The sequence below is a fragment of the Streptomyces sp. NPDC051452 genome (assembly GCF_044454765.1).
Classification (GTDB): Bacteria; Actinomycetota; Actinomycetes; order Streptomycetales; family Streptomycetaceae; genus Streptomyces.
Genome location: NZ_JBITEB010000002.1, coordinates 144,926 through 159,828, shown reverse-complemented (window position 1 = coordinate 159,828; position 14,903 = coordinate 144,926). Strand labels below are relative to the sequence as shown.

General features: G+C 71.9%; 13 protein-coding genes. 6 read left to right on the top strand and 7 right to left on the bottom strand.

What is annotated here, in order from left to right; genetic code table 11:
• Positions 1 to 88 precede the first annotated feature (88 nt).
• The 3 genes from ACIBA9_RS05950 to ACIBA9_RS05940 are packed head-to-tail and all read right to left on the bottom strand — an operon-like array spanning position 89 to position 2,665.
• Positions 89 to 853, bottom strand: coding sequence for an ABC transporter ATP-binding protein (locus ACIBA9_RS05950; protein WP_362158260.1), 765 nt, complete (start codon positions 851 to 853; stop codon positions 89 to 91).
• Positions 841 to 1,602: a cobalt ECF transporter T component CbiQ gene (cbiQ, locus tag ACIBA9_RS05945; RefSeq protein WP_362158257.1), complete on the bottom strand. Its 762-nt coding sequence runs from the start codon at positions 1,600 to 1,602 to the stop codon at positions 841 to 843. Before cbiQ ends, ACIBA9_RS05950 begins: the two co-directional genes overlap by 13 nt.
• Position 1,603: 1 nt before the next feature.
• A complete protein-coding gene (locus ACIBA9_RS05940) occupies positions 1,604 to 2,665 on the bottom strand; it encodes an energy-coupling factor ABC transporter permease (RefSeq protein WP_399360116.1) in 1,062 nt (353 codons plus the stop codon).
• A gap of 179 nt (positions 2,666 to 2,844) precedes the next feature.
• Here ACIBA9_RS05940 and ACIBA9_RS05935 point away from each other — a divergent pair, with 179 nt between their 5' ends.
• Positions 2,845 to 3,183, top strand: coding sequence for an SsgA family sporulation/cell division regulator (locus ACIBA9_RS05935; RefSeq protein ID WP_362158252.1), 339 nt, complete (start codon positions 2,845 to 2,847; stop codon positions 3,181 to 3,183).
• A gap of 42 nt (positions 3,184 to 3,225) precedes the next feature.
• Here ACIBA9_RS05935 and ACIBA9_RS05930 read toward each other — a convergent pair whose 3' ends face one another.
• From ACIBA9_RS05930 to ACIBA9_RS05920, 3 genes are all read right to left on the bottom strand, one after another.
• Entirely contained in the window at positions 3,226 to 4,893 is a 1,668-nt protein-coding gene (locus tag ACIBA9_RS05930; protein WP_399360115.1) for a penicillin-binding transpeptidase domain-containing protein, read from the bottom strand.
• A gap of 95 nt (positions 4,894 to 4,988) precedes the next feature.
• Positions 4,989 to 6,626, bottom strand: coding sequence for a penicillin-binding transpeptidase domain-containing protein (locus ACIBA9_RS05925; RefSeq protein ID WP_399360114.1), 1,638 nt, complete (start codon positions 6,624 to 6,626; stop codon positions 4,989 to 4,991).
• Between the two features lie 166 nt (positions 6,627 to 6,792).
• On the bottom strand, positions 6,793 to 7,332 hold the full coding sequence (locus tag ACIBA9_RS05920) for a tachylectin-related carbohydrate-binding protein (protein WP_399361222.1): 540 nt from the start codon (positions 7,330 to 7,332) through the stop codon (positions 6,793 to 6,795).
• Between the two features lie 267 nt (positions 7,333 to 7,599).
• Between ACIBA9_RS05920 and ACIBA9_RS05915 the strand changes: the two genes are divergently transcribed.
• Positions 7,600 to 8,718 carry a hypothetical protein gene (locus ACIBA9_RS05915; RefSeq protein ID WP_399360113.1) on the top strand — a complete coding sequence of 373 codons (1,119 nt, stop codon included), beginning with the start codon at positions 7,600 to 7,602 and terminating at the stop codon, positions 8,716 to 8,718.
• A 37-nt stretch (positions 8,719 to 8,755) separates the two neighbouring features.
• Here ACIBA9_RS05915 and ACIBA9_RS05910 read toward each other — a convergent pair whose 3' ends face one another.
• On the bottom strand, positions 8,756 to 10,513 hold the full coding sequence (locus ACIBA9_RS05910; protein ID WP_399360112.1) for a dolichyl-phosphate-mannose--protein mannosyltransferase: 1,758 nt from the start codon (positions 10,511 to 10,513) through the stop codon (positions 8,756 to 8,758).
• A 164-nt stretch (positions 10,514 to 10,677) separates the two neighbouring features.
• Between ACIBA9_RS05910 and rsmI the strand changes: the two genes are divergently transcribed.
• The 4 genes from rsmI to ACIBA9_RS05890 all read left to right on the top strand — a co-directional run bounded on the left by rsmI (position 10,678) and on the right by ACIBA9_RS05890 (position 14,858).
• The gene (gene rsmI, locus ACIBA9_RS05905) at positions 10,678 to 11,526 is read left to right on the top strand and encodes a 16S rRNA (cytidine(1402)-2'-O)-methyltransferase (protein WP_399360111.1); all 849 of its coding nucleotides are present in this window, start codon (positions 10,678 to 10,680) and stop codon (positions 11,524 to 11,526) included.
• A gap of 284 nt (positions 11,527 to 11,810) precedes the next feature.
• On the top strand, positions 11,811 to 12,227 hold the full coding sequence (locus tag ACIBA9_RS05900; protein WP_399360109.1) for a hypothetical protein: 417 nt from the start codon (positions 11,811 to 11,813) through the stop codon (positions 12,225 to 12,227).
• A 42-nt stretch (positions 12,228 to 12,269) separates the two neighbouring features.
• On the top strand, positions 12,270 to 13,193 hold the full coding sequence (locus ACIBA9_RS05895; RefSeq protein WP_399360107.1) for a TatD family hydrolase: 924 nt from the start codon (positions 12,270 to 12,272) through the stop codon (positions 13,191 to 13,193).
• 150 nt (positions 13,194 to 13,343) lie between these two features.
• The gene (locus ACIBA9_RS05890; protein WP_399360106.1) at positions 13,344 to 14,858 is read left to right on the top strand and encodes a ubiquitin-like domain-containing protein; all 1,515 of its coding nucleotides are present in this window, start codon (positions 13,344 to 13,346) and stop codon (positions 14,856 to 14,858) included.
• The last annotated feature ends 45 nt before the right edge of the window (positions 14,859 to 14,903 follow it).

The window sequence follows — 14,903 nt, the reverse complement described above, 5'->3', positions numbered from 1 at the left end:
CCATCGCCTGCGACAGTGGGTGCAACAGTGCCCGCGCGCCTCCCGATTCCTCGGTGGGCCGGGGGCGGACGTGAGGTGTCTCTCACCGTCAGCGCCGGTCGGCCACCGCTCGCGGATCGAATCCGAACGGCAGCTCCAGGCGGTGCGCCCCCATCAGCGCCTCGTCGGAGAGCAGTTCGCCGGTCGGGCCGTCCGCCGCGATCACGCCGTCGCTGAGGATCAGGGCGCGCGGGCACAGCTCCAGGGCGTAGGGCAGGTCGTGGGTCACCATCAGGACCGTCACGTCCAGGGAGCGCAGGATGTCGGCGAGTTCGCGCCGGGAGGCCGGGTCGAGGTTGGAGGACGGCTCGTCCAGGACCAGGATCTCCGGCTCCATCGCCAGCACCGTGGCCACCGCGACCCGCCGCCGCTGGCCGAAGGAGAGGTGGTGCGGCGGGCGGTCGGCGAACTCCCGCATGCCGACGCGCTCCAGGGCGCTCGCCACCCGTTCCTCCAGCGCGGCGCCCTTGAGCCCGGCGGCGGCCGGCCCGAACGCCACGTCCTCCCGCACGGTCGGCATGAACAACTGGTCGTCGGGATCCTGGAAGACGATGCCGACCTTCTGCCGGACGGCGGCCATGTGCCGCTTGCCGACGGGCAGCCCGGCCACGGTCACCGTGCCGGTGCCACCGCCCAGGATGCCGTTGAGGTGCAGCACCAGGGTCGTCTTGCCGGCGCCGTTCGGGCCCAGCAGCGCGACCCGTTCACCGCGCGCGACGGTGAAGTCGACGCCGAACAGGGCCTGGTGGCCGTCGGGGTAGGCGAACGCGAGGCCGGAGACCTCCAGGGAGGCGGGTGTCGTCACAGGATCCATCCCAGCAGACAGACGGCGAGGGCGGCGAAGGGGAGGGCGAGGGCGTACGACCACTGCGCCCGGGACGCGGTCACCTCGTCGATGACCGGCATCGAGCCGGCGTAGCCCCGGCTGACCATGGCCAGGTGCACCCGCTCGCCGCGCTCGTAGGAGCGGATGAACAGCGCGCCGGCGGACTTGGCGAGCACGCCCCAGTGGCGCACGCCCTTCGCCTCGAAGCCGCGCGACTCGCGGGCGATCCGCATCCGGCGCATCTCGTCGGCGATGACATCGCCGTAGCGGATCATGAAGGAGGCGATCTGCACCAGCAGCGGCGGCAGCCTCAGCCGCTGCAGCCCGAGCAGCAGTTCGCGCAGTTCGGTGGTGGCCGCGAGCAGTACGGAGGCGGCGACGCCGAGGGTGCCCTTGGCGAGCACGTTGAAGGCGCCCCACAAGCCGCTCACGCTCAGCGACATCCCGAGGACGTGCGTCCGCTCGCCCTCCGCGACGAACGGCATGAGCACCGCGAACGCGACGAACGGCACCTCGATCAGCAGCCGCTTGAGCAGGAAGCCGGCGGGCACCCGCGCCCGGTGGGCGACGAACGCCAGCAGGACCGCGTACACCGCGAACGTCCACATCGCCTCGCGCGGGGTCGACACCACGACCACCACGAACAGGAAGGTGGCGGCCAGCTTGGTGTGCGGCGGCAGGCCGTGCACGGGCGAGTGCCCGTGCCGGTAGAGCCGGTGCGCGTGTCCCGCTCCCACGTCAGGCGCCGGAGCCCGCCGTGGAGGCGGGCGAGACGTCCGTGTCGCGGCGCCGGCGCACGGCCCAGAACACCGCGCTGCCCGCCACGACCGTGGCACCGACGCCGATCACGCCCGCGAGGCCGCCGGACAGCCGGGCGTCGGAGATGTCCTTGACGCCGTAACCGGCGAGCGGGGAGTCGGCGGAGGAGTGTGCCCGCTCGCTTCTGTCGATCCCCTTGTCGTGCGCGACCTTCTCCAGGCCGTCGGGGCTGGCGGAGGCGTAGAAGCTGACGAACCCGGCGAGGACGAGGGAGGTGGCGAGGCCGGTCAGCCATACCGCGCGCCGCGAGGTGCGGGCCGCCGCGGGCGCCGTGACCGGCGTGGCCGCCGGTGCGTCCACCAGGGTGCCGTTCACCCGCAGCTGCAGTCGCCGGCGCAGGCCGCGCGCACCGTGCACGAGGTCCGGGCGTACGGCGACGACGGCGCCGACGGTGAGCGCGGTGATGACCGCCTCGCCGATGCCGATCAGCACATGCACGCCGATCATCGCGGTGGCGACCTTGCCGATGGACACGTCGGTGGTGCCGCCGATCGCGTACATGAGCGTGAAGGCGACGGCGGCGGCCGGCACCGACACGAGCGCGGCGACGAAGGAGGCGACGGTCACCGAACGCCGCGTGCCGGGCAGCACGGCGAGCAGCCCGCGGAAGACGGCGTAGGAGACGACCGTGGTGACGAGCGCCATGTCGGTGATGTTCACGCCCAGGGCGGTCAGCCCGCCGTCGGCGAACAGCACCCCCTGCATGAGCAGCACGACCGACACGCACAGCACGCCCGTGTAGGGGCCCACGAGTATCGCGGCCAGCGCGCCGCCCAGCAGATGGCCGCTTGTTCCGGCCGCGACGGGGAAGTTGAGCATCTGTACGGCGAAGATGAACGCCGCCACCAGGCCGGCCAGCGGAGCGGTCCGCTCGTCGAGTTCGCGGCGGGCGCCACGCAGGCTCACCGCGAGGGCGCCGGCGGCGATCACCCCCGTGACCGCGGAAGTGGGAGCGTCGATGAATCCGTCAGGTACATGCACGTGTCGAGTTTAGAGCCCTCTTGCGAAGCCTTTGCAAGAACCACGCGGTTGTCCGACGGCGGGCGCCGGGCCCGCGAGATCCTCCGTCTCCGGAAGCGAGAACCGGAAAATATGGGACATTGGAGAGAAAGCGGATGCGCAGTTCCCATTTGCGTCACCCAGCGTGAGAGGGCGGTCCGATGTCTGTAGTCGAGCAGTACGCGCGGGCCCACATCGTCACCGACGAGGAAGACCCCGGGGCCGTGCCCGTCATCCTGCGCTACGACCCCGACAGCGACCCCCGCTCGGTGCGGGTCGGTCTGCCCGGCCCCCACGAGTGGACCTTCTCCCGCGCGCTGCTGGAACGGGGACTGCGGGCACCGGCCGAGAGCGGTGACGTACGTGTGTGGCCGTGCGGACGTGTCCAGGCCGTCGTGGAGTTCCACACCGACAGCGGTGTGGCGGTCGTGCAGTTCGAGTCGAAGACGCTGGTCAGATTTCTGCGCCGTACCTACACCGTGGCGCCGGTGCGCACCTGAGGCGGCGGGCGGCGTGCGGCGCGGGCCGGGCGCTGGGCCCGGTCAGCTGCCCGTCCGCAGCAGCGTCGCCACGATGGGGCCGGCCGTGTCACCGCCGTGGCCGCCCGCCTGCACCACGCCCGCGGCGGCGAGGTCGCCCCGGTAGGCGGTGAACCAGCCGTTGGGCTTCTTCTGGCCGTCGACCTCCGCCGAGCCGGTCTTCGCGCCGTAGTCCGGGCCCAGCCCGGACATCGCCTTGGCGGCCGTGCCGTAACCGGCCGTGTAGCTCATCATCTCGCGCAGCTGGGACAGCGTCTTGGCCGACATCCTCCGCGAGGCGGTGGCCAGGGTGCGGTGGTCCACGGACGGGGAGACCAGGTACGGCTGGTGGAACGTGCCCGACTTGACCGTCGCCGCCACGGAGGCCATGTTCAGCGGGTTCATGCGCACCCCGCCCTGACCGATCAGCGAGGCCGCCATCTGCGCCGCCGACTGCACCGGCACCGAGCCGTCGAAGGTGGGCACGCCGATCGCCCAGTTGTCCATGGACAGGCCGAAGACCTGCTGCGCCTGCCGGGTCAGGTCGTCGGCCTTCAGCTTCTTCGCCTGGCTGATGAAGGCCGTGTTGCAGGAGCGGGCGAAGCTCGCCTTGAGCGTGCCGCCCTTGATCTCGAAGTCGTCGTCGTTGTGGAACTTCCAGCCGCCGTAGGTGAACGTCTTGGGGCAGGGATGCTTCTTGTCCGCCTCCGCCAGACCCTTGTCGATCAGCAGCGAGGCGGTGATGACCTTCATCGTGGAGCCGGGGGCGAGGGAGCCCTGGAAGGCGGTGTTGAAGCCGTGCCCGCTGTTGGCGACCGCGAGGATCTCACCCGTCGAGGGACGCAGGGCGACCGTGGAGGCGCGGTCCTGCCGGTCGACCTGCCGCTCGGCCGCCGCCTGCAGGGCGGGGTCCAGCGTCGTGCGCACCGTGCCCGGCGTGCCCTTGCTCAGCTCGACGAGCGTCTTGTCGGACAGCTTGGCCGCCCTGGCCGCCTTGCCGCGCACCACGCGCAGTTCGACGCCCGCCCGGCCGCCCGCCTTCTTGCCGTACTTCTCCCGCAGCCCGTCCAGCACCGTGCCCAGCGAGGGGAACCTGGCGGCGGTCAGCTTGCCGCCGTCACGGTCGAGCGCGGTGACGGGCGGGGTGCCGGACGCTCCGGTGACGAGCGTGTCGCCGTCCTCGAGGTCCGGGTGGACGACGGAGGAGTGCCAGCCGACCAGCGGCTTGCCGTCGCCCTTGGCGCGGACGACGGTGAGCGAACTGCCGTAGGCGAGCGGCTCGCTGAGGGTGCGGTAGGCCACCGTCGCCTTGACCGAGAACGGCACCTTGGCGCCCGTCGCCTTCCCGGCGGTGAGCGTGACGTCCTTCAGGTGGGCGTCCCTGGTGTAACCGGTGAGCAGCCGCCGGGCCGCCGCGGGGTCGTCGGTGGCGGCCGCCGCCTCGGCGGTCCTGCCCTGCCGCCAGGCGGTGAGGAAGCGCGCCGACGCGGTGCGGATCTCCGACGCGGTGAGCGGGCCGGTCCTGACGGCCTGGTGGCCGGCCTTGGCGGACACCCCCTCGTCGGCCGCGGCGCCCCCGCCGTACAGCGCGTAGACGCCGAACCCGGCGCCGCCGACGACGACGGCGATCATCCCGCCGAGCACGGCGGGTCTGGTCTTCCGTCGCCCGGCGACGCGCCTTCTCTTGCCCACGGCCTCAGTTCCTCCACGCCTTTTCCAGGGTCCCCGCGCCCCCGCACAGCCCAACGACGCCCCTCACCCTAAAGTCCCCGCCTCGCGGGGTGATCTCAGCGGGCGTTCCGTAGCACGCTTGCGACAATCGGCCCGGCCGCGTCGATGCCGTGGCCGCCGTCCTGGACCAGCGCGGCCGCCGCCACGTCGTCGCGGTACCCGGTGAACCAGCTGTCCGACTTCGCCTGGCCGTCGGACTCCGCCGAGCCGGTCTTCGCGCCGATGCTGCCGCTCAGCCCGGCCATGGTCGGGGCCGCGGTGCCGCTGGTCGCGGTGCGGTTCATCATCGCGCGCAGCTGCGCGACCGTCCCCGACGACAGCCCACGCGCGCGTGCCGGTTCCCGGCCGTCCAGCGAGAGCGGCACGAGCACCGGCTGCCGGAAGGCGCCGGTCGTCGCGGTCGCCGTCACGGAGGCCATGTTCAGGGGGCTCATCTGGACCTGGCCCTGGCCGATGAGGGCGGCGGCGGTGTCGGGGCCGCCGGTGGCCGGGACGCGGCCGTCGAAGGACGGCACGCCGATCCGCCAGTTGTTCCGTCCGAGCCCGAACCGCTCCTCGGCCTCCTTGGTGAGGGAGTCCGGCGACACGTCGTCCGCGAACTTCACGAAGGCGGTGTTGCAGGAACGGGCGAAGCTCTCGGAGAGGGTGGCGTTCTCGTTCGCCCGCAGGCCCGTCAGGTTGTGGAACGTCTGGCTCTGCCAGACCGCGGTCGCGGGGCAGGGCGCCTTGCCGCCCGCACTGGTCAGGCCGTTGTCGATGAGGGTGGCCGCGCTGACGATCTTCATCGTGGAGCCGGGGGCGCGCTCGCCGAGCAGGGCCGCGTCGAAGCCGTCGGCACGGTTGTTGGCGACGGCGAGGATCTCGCCGGTGCTCGGCTGGACGGCGACGACGGAGGCGTTCGGGTACTTCGCCACGGCCGTCTCGGCCGCCGCCTGCGCGCTCGCGCTGAACGTCGTACGGAGCTTGCCGGGTCTGCCCTTGACGAGGGTGAGGAGCTGGGTGTCGGCGGCGCCGGTGCCACCGGTGCCGGCATGACGTATGTCCAGCTCCACCCCGGCCCGGCCGCCCGCCTTGTCCCCGTACCGCTTGCGCAGCTCGTCCAGGACGGGGGCGAGGGAGGGGTACTTCGCCGCCGTGAGCACCCTGCCGTCGCGGTCCACCGCCTGGATGGGCGCGGCCGCGGAGCCGCCGGTGACGAGCGTGTCCCCCTTGCGCAGCTCCGGATGGACGACGGAGGGCCGCCAGTCCACCAGCGGGCGGTGCGAGGTCTCACCGCGTACGACGGTCAGGCTGCTGCGGTAGGCCAGCGGCCTGGACGTGCCGCCGTACGACACCGTCGCCCTGACCGTGAACGGCACGGTCGTGCCGGTGACCGCGCCGGGGGTGACGCGCACCTTGCCGATGTGCGCGTCGCCGCCGTACGCCGTCAGTAACTGCCGTGCCGCCTCCGGGTAGTTCGTGTACGACGCCGCGGCCGGCGCGTCGCCCTTCTCCCACGCGGCGAAGAACCTCGCCGTGGTGTCCTTCACCTCGTCCGCGCCGGGCGGCCCGGACTTCACGGACGCGGTACCACCACCGCCGGTACCGCCGCCACCGCTCAGTGCGGAGGCGACGTTGTAGAGGCCGTACCCGGCACCCCCCAGCATCGCCGCGCACACGCCGCCTATGACCACGCCCTTGACCGCTCCACGCATCGCGCGCATCCTCCCCGTTCTCCCGTTTTCCCCGTTTTCCTGAACGCGTTCAAAAACGGGGGTGCGGAAGCACTGTAGGCGGTTGCGCCGCCGCGCCGACCGAAGTTGCCGAAACCGTGATCAGACCCGGACCGCGGCGGCGCCGCGCCCCGGGGACCTGAGGAGCTCACGCCCAACCTTGACCGATCTGCTTGCCGGAGTTGGTGTCCCACCCGGTGGAACCGTCGGGCGCGTTGCTTCCGTCTCGGCTCTCGTCCCGGTAGTAGAAGAGGCGCCCGTCCTGGTGCACGGCGTAGATGACTCCCTTGGGTCCGCAGATGATTTGTTTGATCTGCTCCCAGTGTTGGCCGATCTGGTTGCCGGAGTTGGTGGACCAGCCGGTGGAGCCGTTGGGTGCGTTGGTTCCGTCTTGGTGCTCGTCTCGGTAGAAGAGCAGGCGGCCGTCCTGGTGCACCACGTACAGGATTCCGTCTCCGCCACCGGCCAGGAGTCTTGCGCCTTCCCAGTGTTGGCCGATCTGGTTGCCGGAGTTGGCGGACCAGCCGGTGGAGCCGTTGGGTGCGTTGGTTCCGTCTTGGTGCTCGTCCCGGTAGAAGAGCAGGCGCCCGTCCTGAGCGACTACGCCGTATATGATTCCGTTGCCGCCTGACGCGAGGTGAGCGAGGCTCATTTCACTCCTCCCTCCACGATTCTTCTGCGCGCGAATTCGAGTGACCTGTCAGGTCAAGCAGTCGTAGACCCCCCAGCAGTTGCCTCGGGGGGTGTATTTCCGAACGATGCCACGGTGATCTCACGCTGCATGCGTCGGTTTTCCGGAGAAGGGGGCAGCTCAGAAGACCCTTTTTCAGGTTACATCGACGAAACCGTAGGCGCACTCGGGCACTGCTCTTCTCGGTGTCGTCCGGCCCGACGTACCGGGCGCGGTGCCGGAGGGCCGTCCCGTGGTGTCAGACCGCCTTGCCACACTCGGCTCATGGACCACTCAACATCATTGACGGCGGATGGAGTTGACGCCGCGACGGAAGCGCTCACCCCCGGTGGTTGGCGCTCCCACGACGCGTTGCGGGCCGATGATCACATCCTGACCATGGATCTCATCCACAAGCGGATCCGCTGGACACCTATTTCCGGCCTCAACCGGCATCGTTGGGTATCGGATCAGGACGGCCCGCTGATCCGGTGGAGCCACAGGTCTGTCTCCGCGCTGACCACGCCAGGGCACCGCTGGATGGAACAAAGCGAGCGAGGCCGCAAGAACGGGCAGGACCTTCCGCACCAGTGGTCCACCACGGCGGACCTGCGCGGCAGGAACTGGGCCCGACTCGTCTTCGGCGGTGGAACCCCCAGCGCATTCGACGCTTCGTCGCCCTATTCCGACGAGTTCATCGAGCTGCTCGGCTGGATCATCACGGAAGGCTGCTTCCCCAAACCGCAGAAGGGCGGCTTCTGGAACCACGTCAGCGTCTCGCAATCGGAACGAGCCAACCCCGAGGGGACCCAGCGGCTCCGCCGCCTCGCCTCGTACTTCACAAGTCGGGGCTACACCTTCAAGGAACACAAGAGGAGAGCGGACGGCGTCATCCCCTTCTACATCGGGGCCGATCTCGGGGCCGAGATCCGAGCCACCCTGCCGGGCAAACAGCTACCGCCCCTCTTGATCTCGTCGCTGACACTCGGCCAAGCCCGGATCCTCTACGACGCGCTCATCGCCGGCGACGGACATCGGCACGAGGGCGGCGGACACTGCTGGACGCAGGTCGACCAAGGGCGCATCGACAGCTTTCAGATGCTCGCTGCCTTGCTCGGCTCCCGCACTGCCCAGAAGACCTGGAAGGCCTTGAACGGGGTCTATCGCATCACCGTCTACACCCGAGACGGTGGGACCTCCGGCAGCACCCATCCCGCTCCGCAGGACTACACCGGAGTGGTCTGGCACCCGGTCCTGCCGGCGGACACGGCTTGGGCCGCCCGCCGGCAGTGCACCACCTACTGGACCGGCACGCCGGCCGCTCGACGCCGCGAGGGGATGATTACAACCGTTCCCGGACCGGCCTCGGCCCCCAGGGCAGCAGAGCAGGACGCGCTCTTCTGACCAGCTGGCCGGCGCTCCGCTGCGCGGGTCCGCCCAGCTAGACCCAGGTATCCAGCCACATCCGCGACCGCCACTGGTCGATGGGGATCGCGGTGCCGGTGTAGAGGGGCCAGAAGTAGATGAAGTTCCAGGCGATCAGCAGGACCAGCACGCCGGCCGTGGAGGCGCCGATCACTCGGCGGGTGTCGCTGGAGCCCGGGGGGCCGACGATCGCGCCGATCATCATGGCCACCGCCAGGCACAGGAACGGCAGGAAGACGACCGCGTAGAAGAGGAAGATCGTCCGCTCCTGGTACATGAACCACGGCAGATAGCCGGCCGCGATGCCGCAGGCGATCGCGCCGGCCCGCCAGTCCCGGCGGAACGCCCAGCGCCACAGCACGTACAGGATCGCGAGGCACGCGGCCCACCACAGAAGCGGCGTACCGATCGCCAGCACCTCCCGGGCGCACTTCTGGCCCGCGTCCGCGGGGCAGCCGTCGGCGCCGGGGGAGGGGGACTCGTAGAAGTACGACACCGGACGGCCCAGCACGATCCAGCTCCACGGGTTGGACTGGTACGTGTGCGGCTGCGAGAGATGGACGTGGAAGTTGTAGACCTCGTGCTCGTAGTGCCACAGGCTGCGCAGCCAGTCGGGCAGGAAGGTCCAGCTGCCGCCCCTGCCGTCGGTGGCCGCCCAGTTGCGGTAGTAGCCGCCGGTGCCGTCGGCCGGGGAGAGGATCCAGCCGGTCCAGGAGACCAGGTAGACGACGACCGCCACCGGAACCGTCGCGAGGAAGGCGAGTCCGGTGTCGTACTTCAGGACCGCGAGGTACGGGCGCCGCGCGCCGGCCACCTTGCGCGCGCCGACGTCCCACAGCACCGTCATCACACAGAACGCGGCCAGCACGTACAGCCCGTTCCACTTCGTGCCGATGGCCAGGCCCAGCATCAGCCCGGCCCCCCAGCGCCAGGGGCGCGGGCCGAAGCGGAAGGTGTCCGCGACGTGCGCGTCCGGGCGGACCCGGCCGTCGGGGCCGGTCGGCAGCGCGGCGGCCAGTCTCCGCCGTGAGCGGTCCCGGTCGACGATCAGGCAGCCGAACGCGGCCACCACGAAGAACATCAGCACGCCGTCGAGCAGCGAGGTCCGGCTCATCACGAAGTGCAGGCCGTCCACCGCCATCAGCGCGCCCGCCAGGCAGCCGAGGAACGTCGAGCGGAACATCCGCCGCCCGATCCGGCACAGCAGCAGCACGCTCAAGGTCCCGAGCAGCGCCGTCATGAACCGCCAGCCGACCGGGTCGAATCCGAAGACCAGTTCGCCCAGCCCGATGACGTACTTGCCCACCGGGGGGTGCACGACGTACGCCGGGTCCGTGGGCACCGCCAGATGCCCGTGCGTCTGCAGGACCAGGTCGTTGGCGTTCTTGCCGTACTTATCCCAGCTGACCTCGAAACCGTGGTGGACGAGCGCCCAGGCGTCCTTGGCGTAGTACGTCTCGTCGAATATCACCGCGCGCGGGCTGCCCAGGTTCCAGAACCGCATCAGGCCCGCCATCAGCGTCACCAGCAGCGGACCGCCCCAGCCCGACCAGCGGGTGAGCCGCTCGGCGAGGACCGGAGAGACGCCGAGCACGTGCCACAGCCGGGGGCTCGGCTCCGCGTACGGCGGCACCAGCCGGTCGCGTACGTCGCCCTCGGGCGCGTCCGTCGCCGGCGCGTACCCGAATCGGCGCAGCCGCTGCTGCCACGGCGGCCGCTGGTCGTGCGGCGCCTGGTCCTGCCGGAGGTCCATGGAGGACGCGGTACTGGTCACCGCGCCATCGTAGGGAACGGTTCCGTGCGAGTCCCGCGCATGTGCGGTACCGGTCGGGACGCGATGTGTTTTCCGGTGCGTCGAACCCGTGTCCGAGGGGGCGGCCCCGCAGCGGCCCGGACGCCCCGGCAGGAGGCCCGCGCGCGCCCTGGGAGGATGGAGGGGTGACTGGAACCCTTGTCCTCGCAGGTACCCCCATCGGCGCCATCGCGGACGCGCCGCCCCGGCTGGCCGAGGAGCTGGCCGGCGCCGACGTGGTCGCCGCCGAGGACACCCGGCGGCTGCGCCGGCTCACCCAGGCCCTGGGGGTGACGCCCAAGGGCCGCGTGCTGTCGTACTTCGAGGGCAACGAGTCCGCCCGTACGCCGGAACTGGTCGAGCTGCTGCTCGGCGGCGCGCGCGTGCTGCTGGTGACCGACGCCGGTATGCCGTCGGTCTCCGACCCGGGGTACCGGCTGGTGGCGGCCGCCGTGGAGCAGGACATCCCGGTCACCGCCGTGCCCGGACCGTCCGCCGTGCTCACCGCGCTCGCCCTGTCCGGGCTGCCCGTCGACCGGTTCTGCTTCGAGGGCTTCCTGCCGCGCAAGGCGGGCGAGCGGCTGTCCCGGCTGCGCGAGGTGGCCGACGAGCGGCGGACCCTCGTCTACTTCGAGGCCCCGCACCGCCTCGACGACACTCTCGCCGCCATGGCCGAGGTGTTCGGCGCCGAGCGGCGGGCCGCCGTCTGCCGCGAGCTGACCAAGACGTACGAGGAGGTGCGGCGCGGTCCGCTGGAGGAGCTGGCGCGGTGGGCCGCGGAGGGGGTGCGCGGCGAGATCACGGTCGTGGTGGAGGGCGCCGCCGAACCGGGTCCGGAGGAACTCGACGCCGAGGAGCTGGTCCGCCGGGTGCGGGTGCGCGAGGAGGCCGGCGAGCGGCGCAAGGAGGCCATCGCGGCGGTGGCGGCGCAGGCGGGGCTGCCCAAGCGGGTGGTGTTCGACGCGGTGGTCGCGGCGAAGCGCGCCTCCGGCTGAGCGGCGCGGCGGCGCCGGCCCTGCGCCCTCCTCCTCGGCCCTTCCTGACCTGCGCGAACCCACCCTCTGAGCACGGCCTTTCTCGGGTGAGCGCAGATGCCCCATGGGAGGGCAAAAGGCTGTCGCCGATGGCAAAGGGCACGGGCGTCCGACGGGCCCTTTTCGGCAAGGAAGGTCCAAATCGGCTCCAACACTCGACAGGCCTGCTGCGCTCCGGCCCGCGCAGGCGTCCACTGGTCGAAGGGACGCACCCGTCCCGTGTCCAGCGGACAAGAGGAGCTGGCATGAGTGACATCGCAGGGCAGACCGGTCTCAGCGGTATGGCCACAGCCGTCGTTCACGAGTCGTATTCGTTCGCCTGCATGCGCTGCGGGCACGGCTGGGAGCAGTCGTACGAGATAGAGCACCACAGGGACGCCGAAGGACAGGCGTTCGTGCGGTACGTGGCGGACGGCCGGCCCGTGCCGTCGCCGCTGAGCCGGCCCAGCTGCCAGAACTGCGACGGCCACCTCGTGCGGATCATGCGCGCGGGCCAGGTCTCGTCGGCGCGTGGCGGCATGGAGCGGCGCCCGCACACGCCCCAGGCCGGCCCGGCCGAGGCGCCGGCGACCGCGCCGCAGGCGGCACCCGCACGGCCCCGGCAGCCGCACCACTGGCATCTGTCCGACCTCCTGCACCCGTTCCAGCACCGGGCGAGCTGAGCGGCCGGCCGTCGGGGCGTGTCCCTTTCGTAGGATCGGGACATGCCCTCGAACACCGGCCCCGGCGCCCCGCAGGACCAGCACGACAAGCGCGACAAGCACGCCGCGCCTCCGCTCCCGGCGCCCCTGCGGGTGCCCGTGGCCGACTCGCACACCCACCTCGACATGCAGTCGGGCACGGTCGAGGAGGGCCTGGCCAAGGCCGCGTCGGTGGGCGTGACGACGGTCGTCCAGGTCGGCTGCGACCTCGAGGGCTCCCGGTGGGCCGCCGAGACCGCGGCCGCCCACGACAACGTCCACGCGACCGTCGCCCTGCACCCCAACGAGGCCCCGCGGATCGTCCACGGCGAGCCCGAGGGAGGCTGGTCCCGGCAGGGCGCCCGGCAGCCGGGCGGCGACGCGGCGCTGGACGAGGCGCTGGCCGAGATCGACCGGATGGCCGGGCTGCCCCAGGTGAAGGGCGTCGGCGAGACGGGCCTGGACCACTTCCGCACCGGCCCCGAGGGCAAGGAGGCGCAGGAGCGGTCCTTCCGCGCCCACATCGAGATCGCCAAGCGGCACGGCAAGACGCTCGTGATCCACGACCGGGACGCCCACGCCGACGTCCTGCGCGTCCTGAAGGAGGAGGGCGCCCCCGAGCGCACCGTCTTCCACTGCTACTCCGGCGACGCCGAGATGGCCGAGATCTGCGCCCGCGAGGGATACTTCATGTCTTTCGCCGGCAACGTCACCTTCAAGAACGCCGGGAATCTGCGGGACGCGCTCGCCGTCGCCCCGCTGGAGCTGGTCCTCGTGGAGACCGACGCGCCCTTCCTGACCCCGGCCCCGTACCGCGGACGGCCCAACGCCCCGTATCTCGTTCCGGTCACGGTCCGCGCGATGGCCGCCGTACGCGGCATCGACGAAGACGCGCTGGCGACAGCGCTGGGCGCGAACACCGCCCGAGCCTTCGACTACCGACTGTAACCGGCGGATAACCAGGCGATAACGCCCGGGGGGTCGGCCGGGGCCAGGGTGGCCACGCTCCGTGGTCGTGCCGCTTTGGAGAGTGACGAGCGCTCCGCTAGGTTCTGGGGGCCCGATCCGGACCCCTCTGGCTCTCTGGAGCGTGTCGGCGTGAGCAACTCCCAGTACGAGACCTATGAGGCGTACGGCCCCTACACCCCGCCGCCCGGCCCGCCGTACGGCGCGTGGCCCGGCCCGCACGACGCGCGGACGCCGACCTACGCGATGGCGTACACGGACACCTACCGGCCCGCGTACGAGACACGGACCGAGGCGTCGGCCGAGGCGTGGACCGCGACACTGCCCGGCGTCCCGGCGGCGCCGCCCGCCCATGCCCGCGCCGGCGAGCCGCTGCTCCCGCGGCAGAGCGGGAGCGGGACGGCCGAGGGGACGCGCGCCCGCGCCGCGTACACCGGCGAGGCGGGCGCGCCGGAGGCGTACGCCGTCGCCGTACCGGCGCCCGACGCCATTTCGCACGCCGAGGCGAGCGGACGTGCCGCGCGCCGGCGCAGGGCCCGCTACACCGAGCGCCCGGACACCGCCGTGCGCCGCCTGCTCCCGCAGGCCCTGGTCGTGGCGTTCCTGGCCGGCGGCACCACCGCGTTCGTCGCCGAGGACAAGGCGGTCGAACTCAGCGTCGACGGCCGTCCGCGCACGCTGCACACCTTCGCCGACGACGTCGACGAACTGCTCGCCGAAGAGGGCGTACACGTGGGAGCGCACGACATGATCGCGCCCGCTCCCGGCACGGCGCTCGCCAGCGGCGACGAGGTCGCCGTGCGCTACGGGCGCCCCGTACGGCTCACCCTCGACGGCCGGCGGCAGGAGGTCTGGACGACGGCCCGCACGGTGGAGGGGGCCCTGGACGAACTCGGCGTGCGCGCGGAGGGCGCCTACCTGTCCACCTCGCGCTCCCAGAGCATCGGACGCGCCGGGCTCGCCCTCGACGTACGCACCGAGCGGGCCGTCACGATCATGGCGGACGGCCGGGCCCGCACCCTCCGCACCAACGCGGCCACCGTCCACGAGGCCGTCGAGGAGGCCGGGATCACGCTGCGCGGCCAGGACACCCTCTCCGTCCCGCCCGACAGCTTCCCGCGCGACGGACAGACCGTGACCGTGCTGCGGGTGCGCGGCACCCGGGAGGTCCAGGAGGAGCGGATCCCGTACGAGACGGAGCGCACCGAGGACCCCACCCTCTTCAAGGGCACCGAGGTCGTCGCCGAGCCGGGGCGGCCCGGACTGCTGCGGACCACCTATCTGGTGCGCACCGTCAACGGGGTCCGGCAAAAGCCCCGCAGGGAGAGATCCGAGGTGGTGCGCCGACCGCGCAGACAACTGGTGAGGGTGGGCACCAAGCCGCTGCCGCCCTCGGTGCACGGCGCCGACCACCTCGACTGGCACGCCCTGGCCGTCTGCGAGTCCGGCGGCCGCCCGCACGCGGTCGACCCCTCGGGCACGTACGGCGGGCTCTACCAGTTCGACACCCGCACCTGGCACAGCCTCGGCGGCAGCGGACGCCCGCAGGACGCGTCGGCGCAGGAGCAGACCTTCCGCGCGAAGAAGCTGTACATGACCCGGGGCGCGACCCCCTGGCCGCACTGCGGGGCCCGACTGCACGGCTAGGCCCTGTCGCACAGGTCCGAGGACCGCCGGCGAGGGGGCGGGCCG

Coding starts and splice junctions, on each gene's coding strand:
- ACIBA9_RS05950 (WP_362158260.1), bottom strand. CDS start 853: ATGGATCCTGTGACGACACCCGCCTCCCTGGAGGTCTCCGGCCTCGCG.
- ACIBA9_RS05935 (WP_362158252.1), top strand. CDS start 2,845: ATGTCTGTAGTCGAGCAGTACGCGCGGGCCCACATCGTCACCGACGAG.
- ACIBA9_RS05925 (WP_399360114.1), bottom strand. CDS start 6,626: ATGCGTGGAGCGGTCAAGGGCGTGGTCATAGGCGGCGTGTGCGCGGCG.
- ACIBA9_RS05915 (WP_399360113.1), top strand. CDS start 7,600: ATGGACCACTCAACATCATTGACGGCGGATGGAGTTGACGCCGCGACG.
- ACIBA9_RS05900 (WP_399360109.1), top strand. CDS start 11,811: ATGAGTGACATCGCAGGGCAGACCGGTCTCAGCGGTATGGCCACAGCC.
- ACIBA9_RS05895 (WP_399360107.1), top strand. CDS start 12,270: ATGCCCTCGAACACCGGCCCCGGCGCCCCGCAGGACCAGCACGACAAG.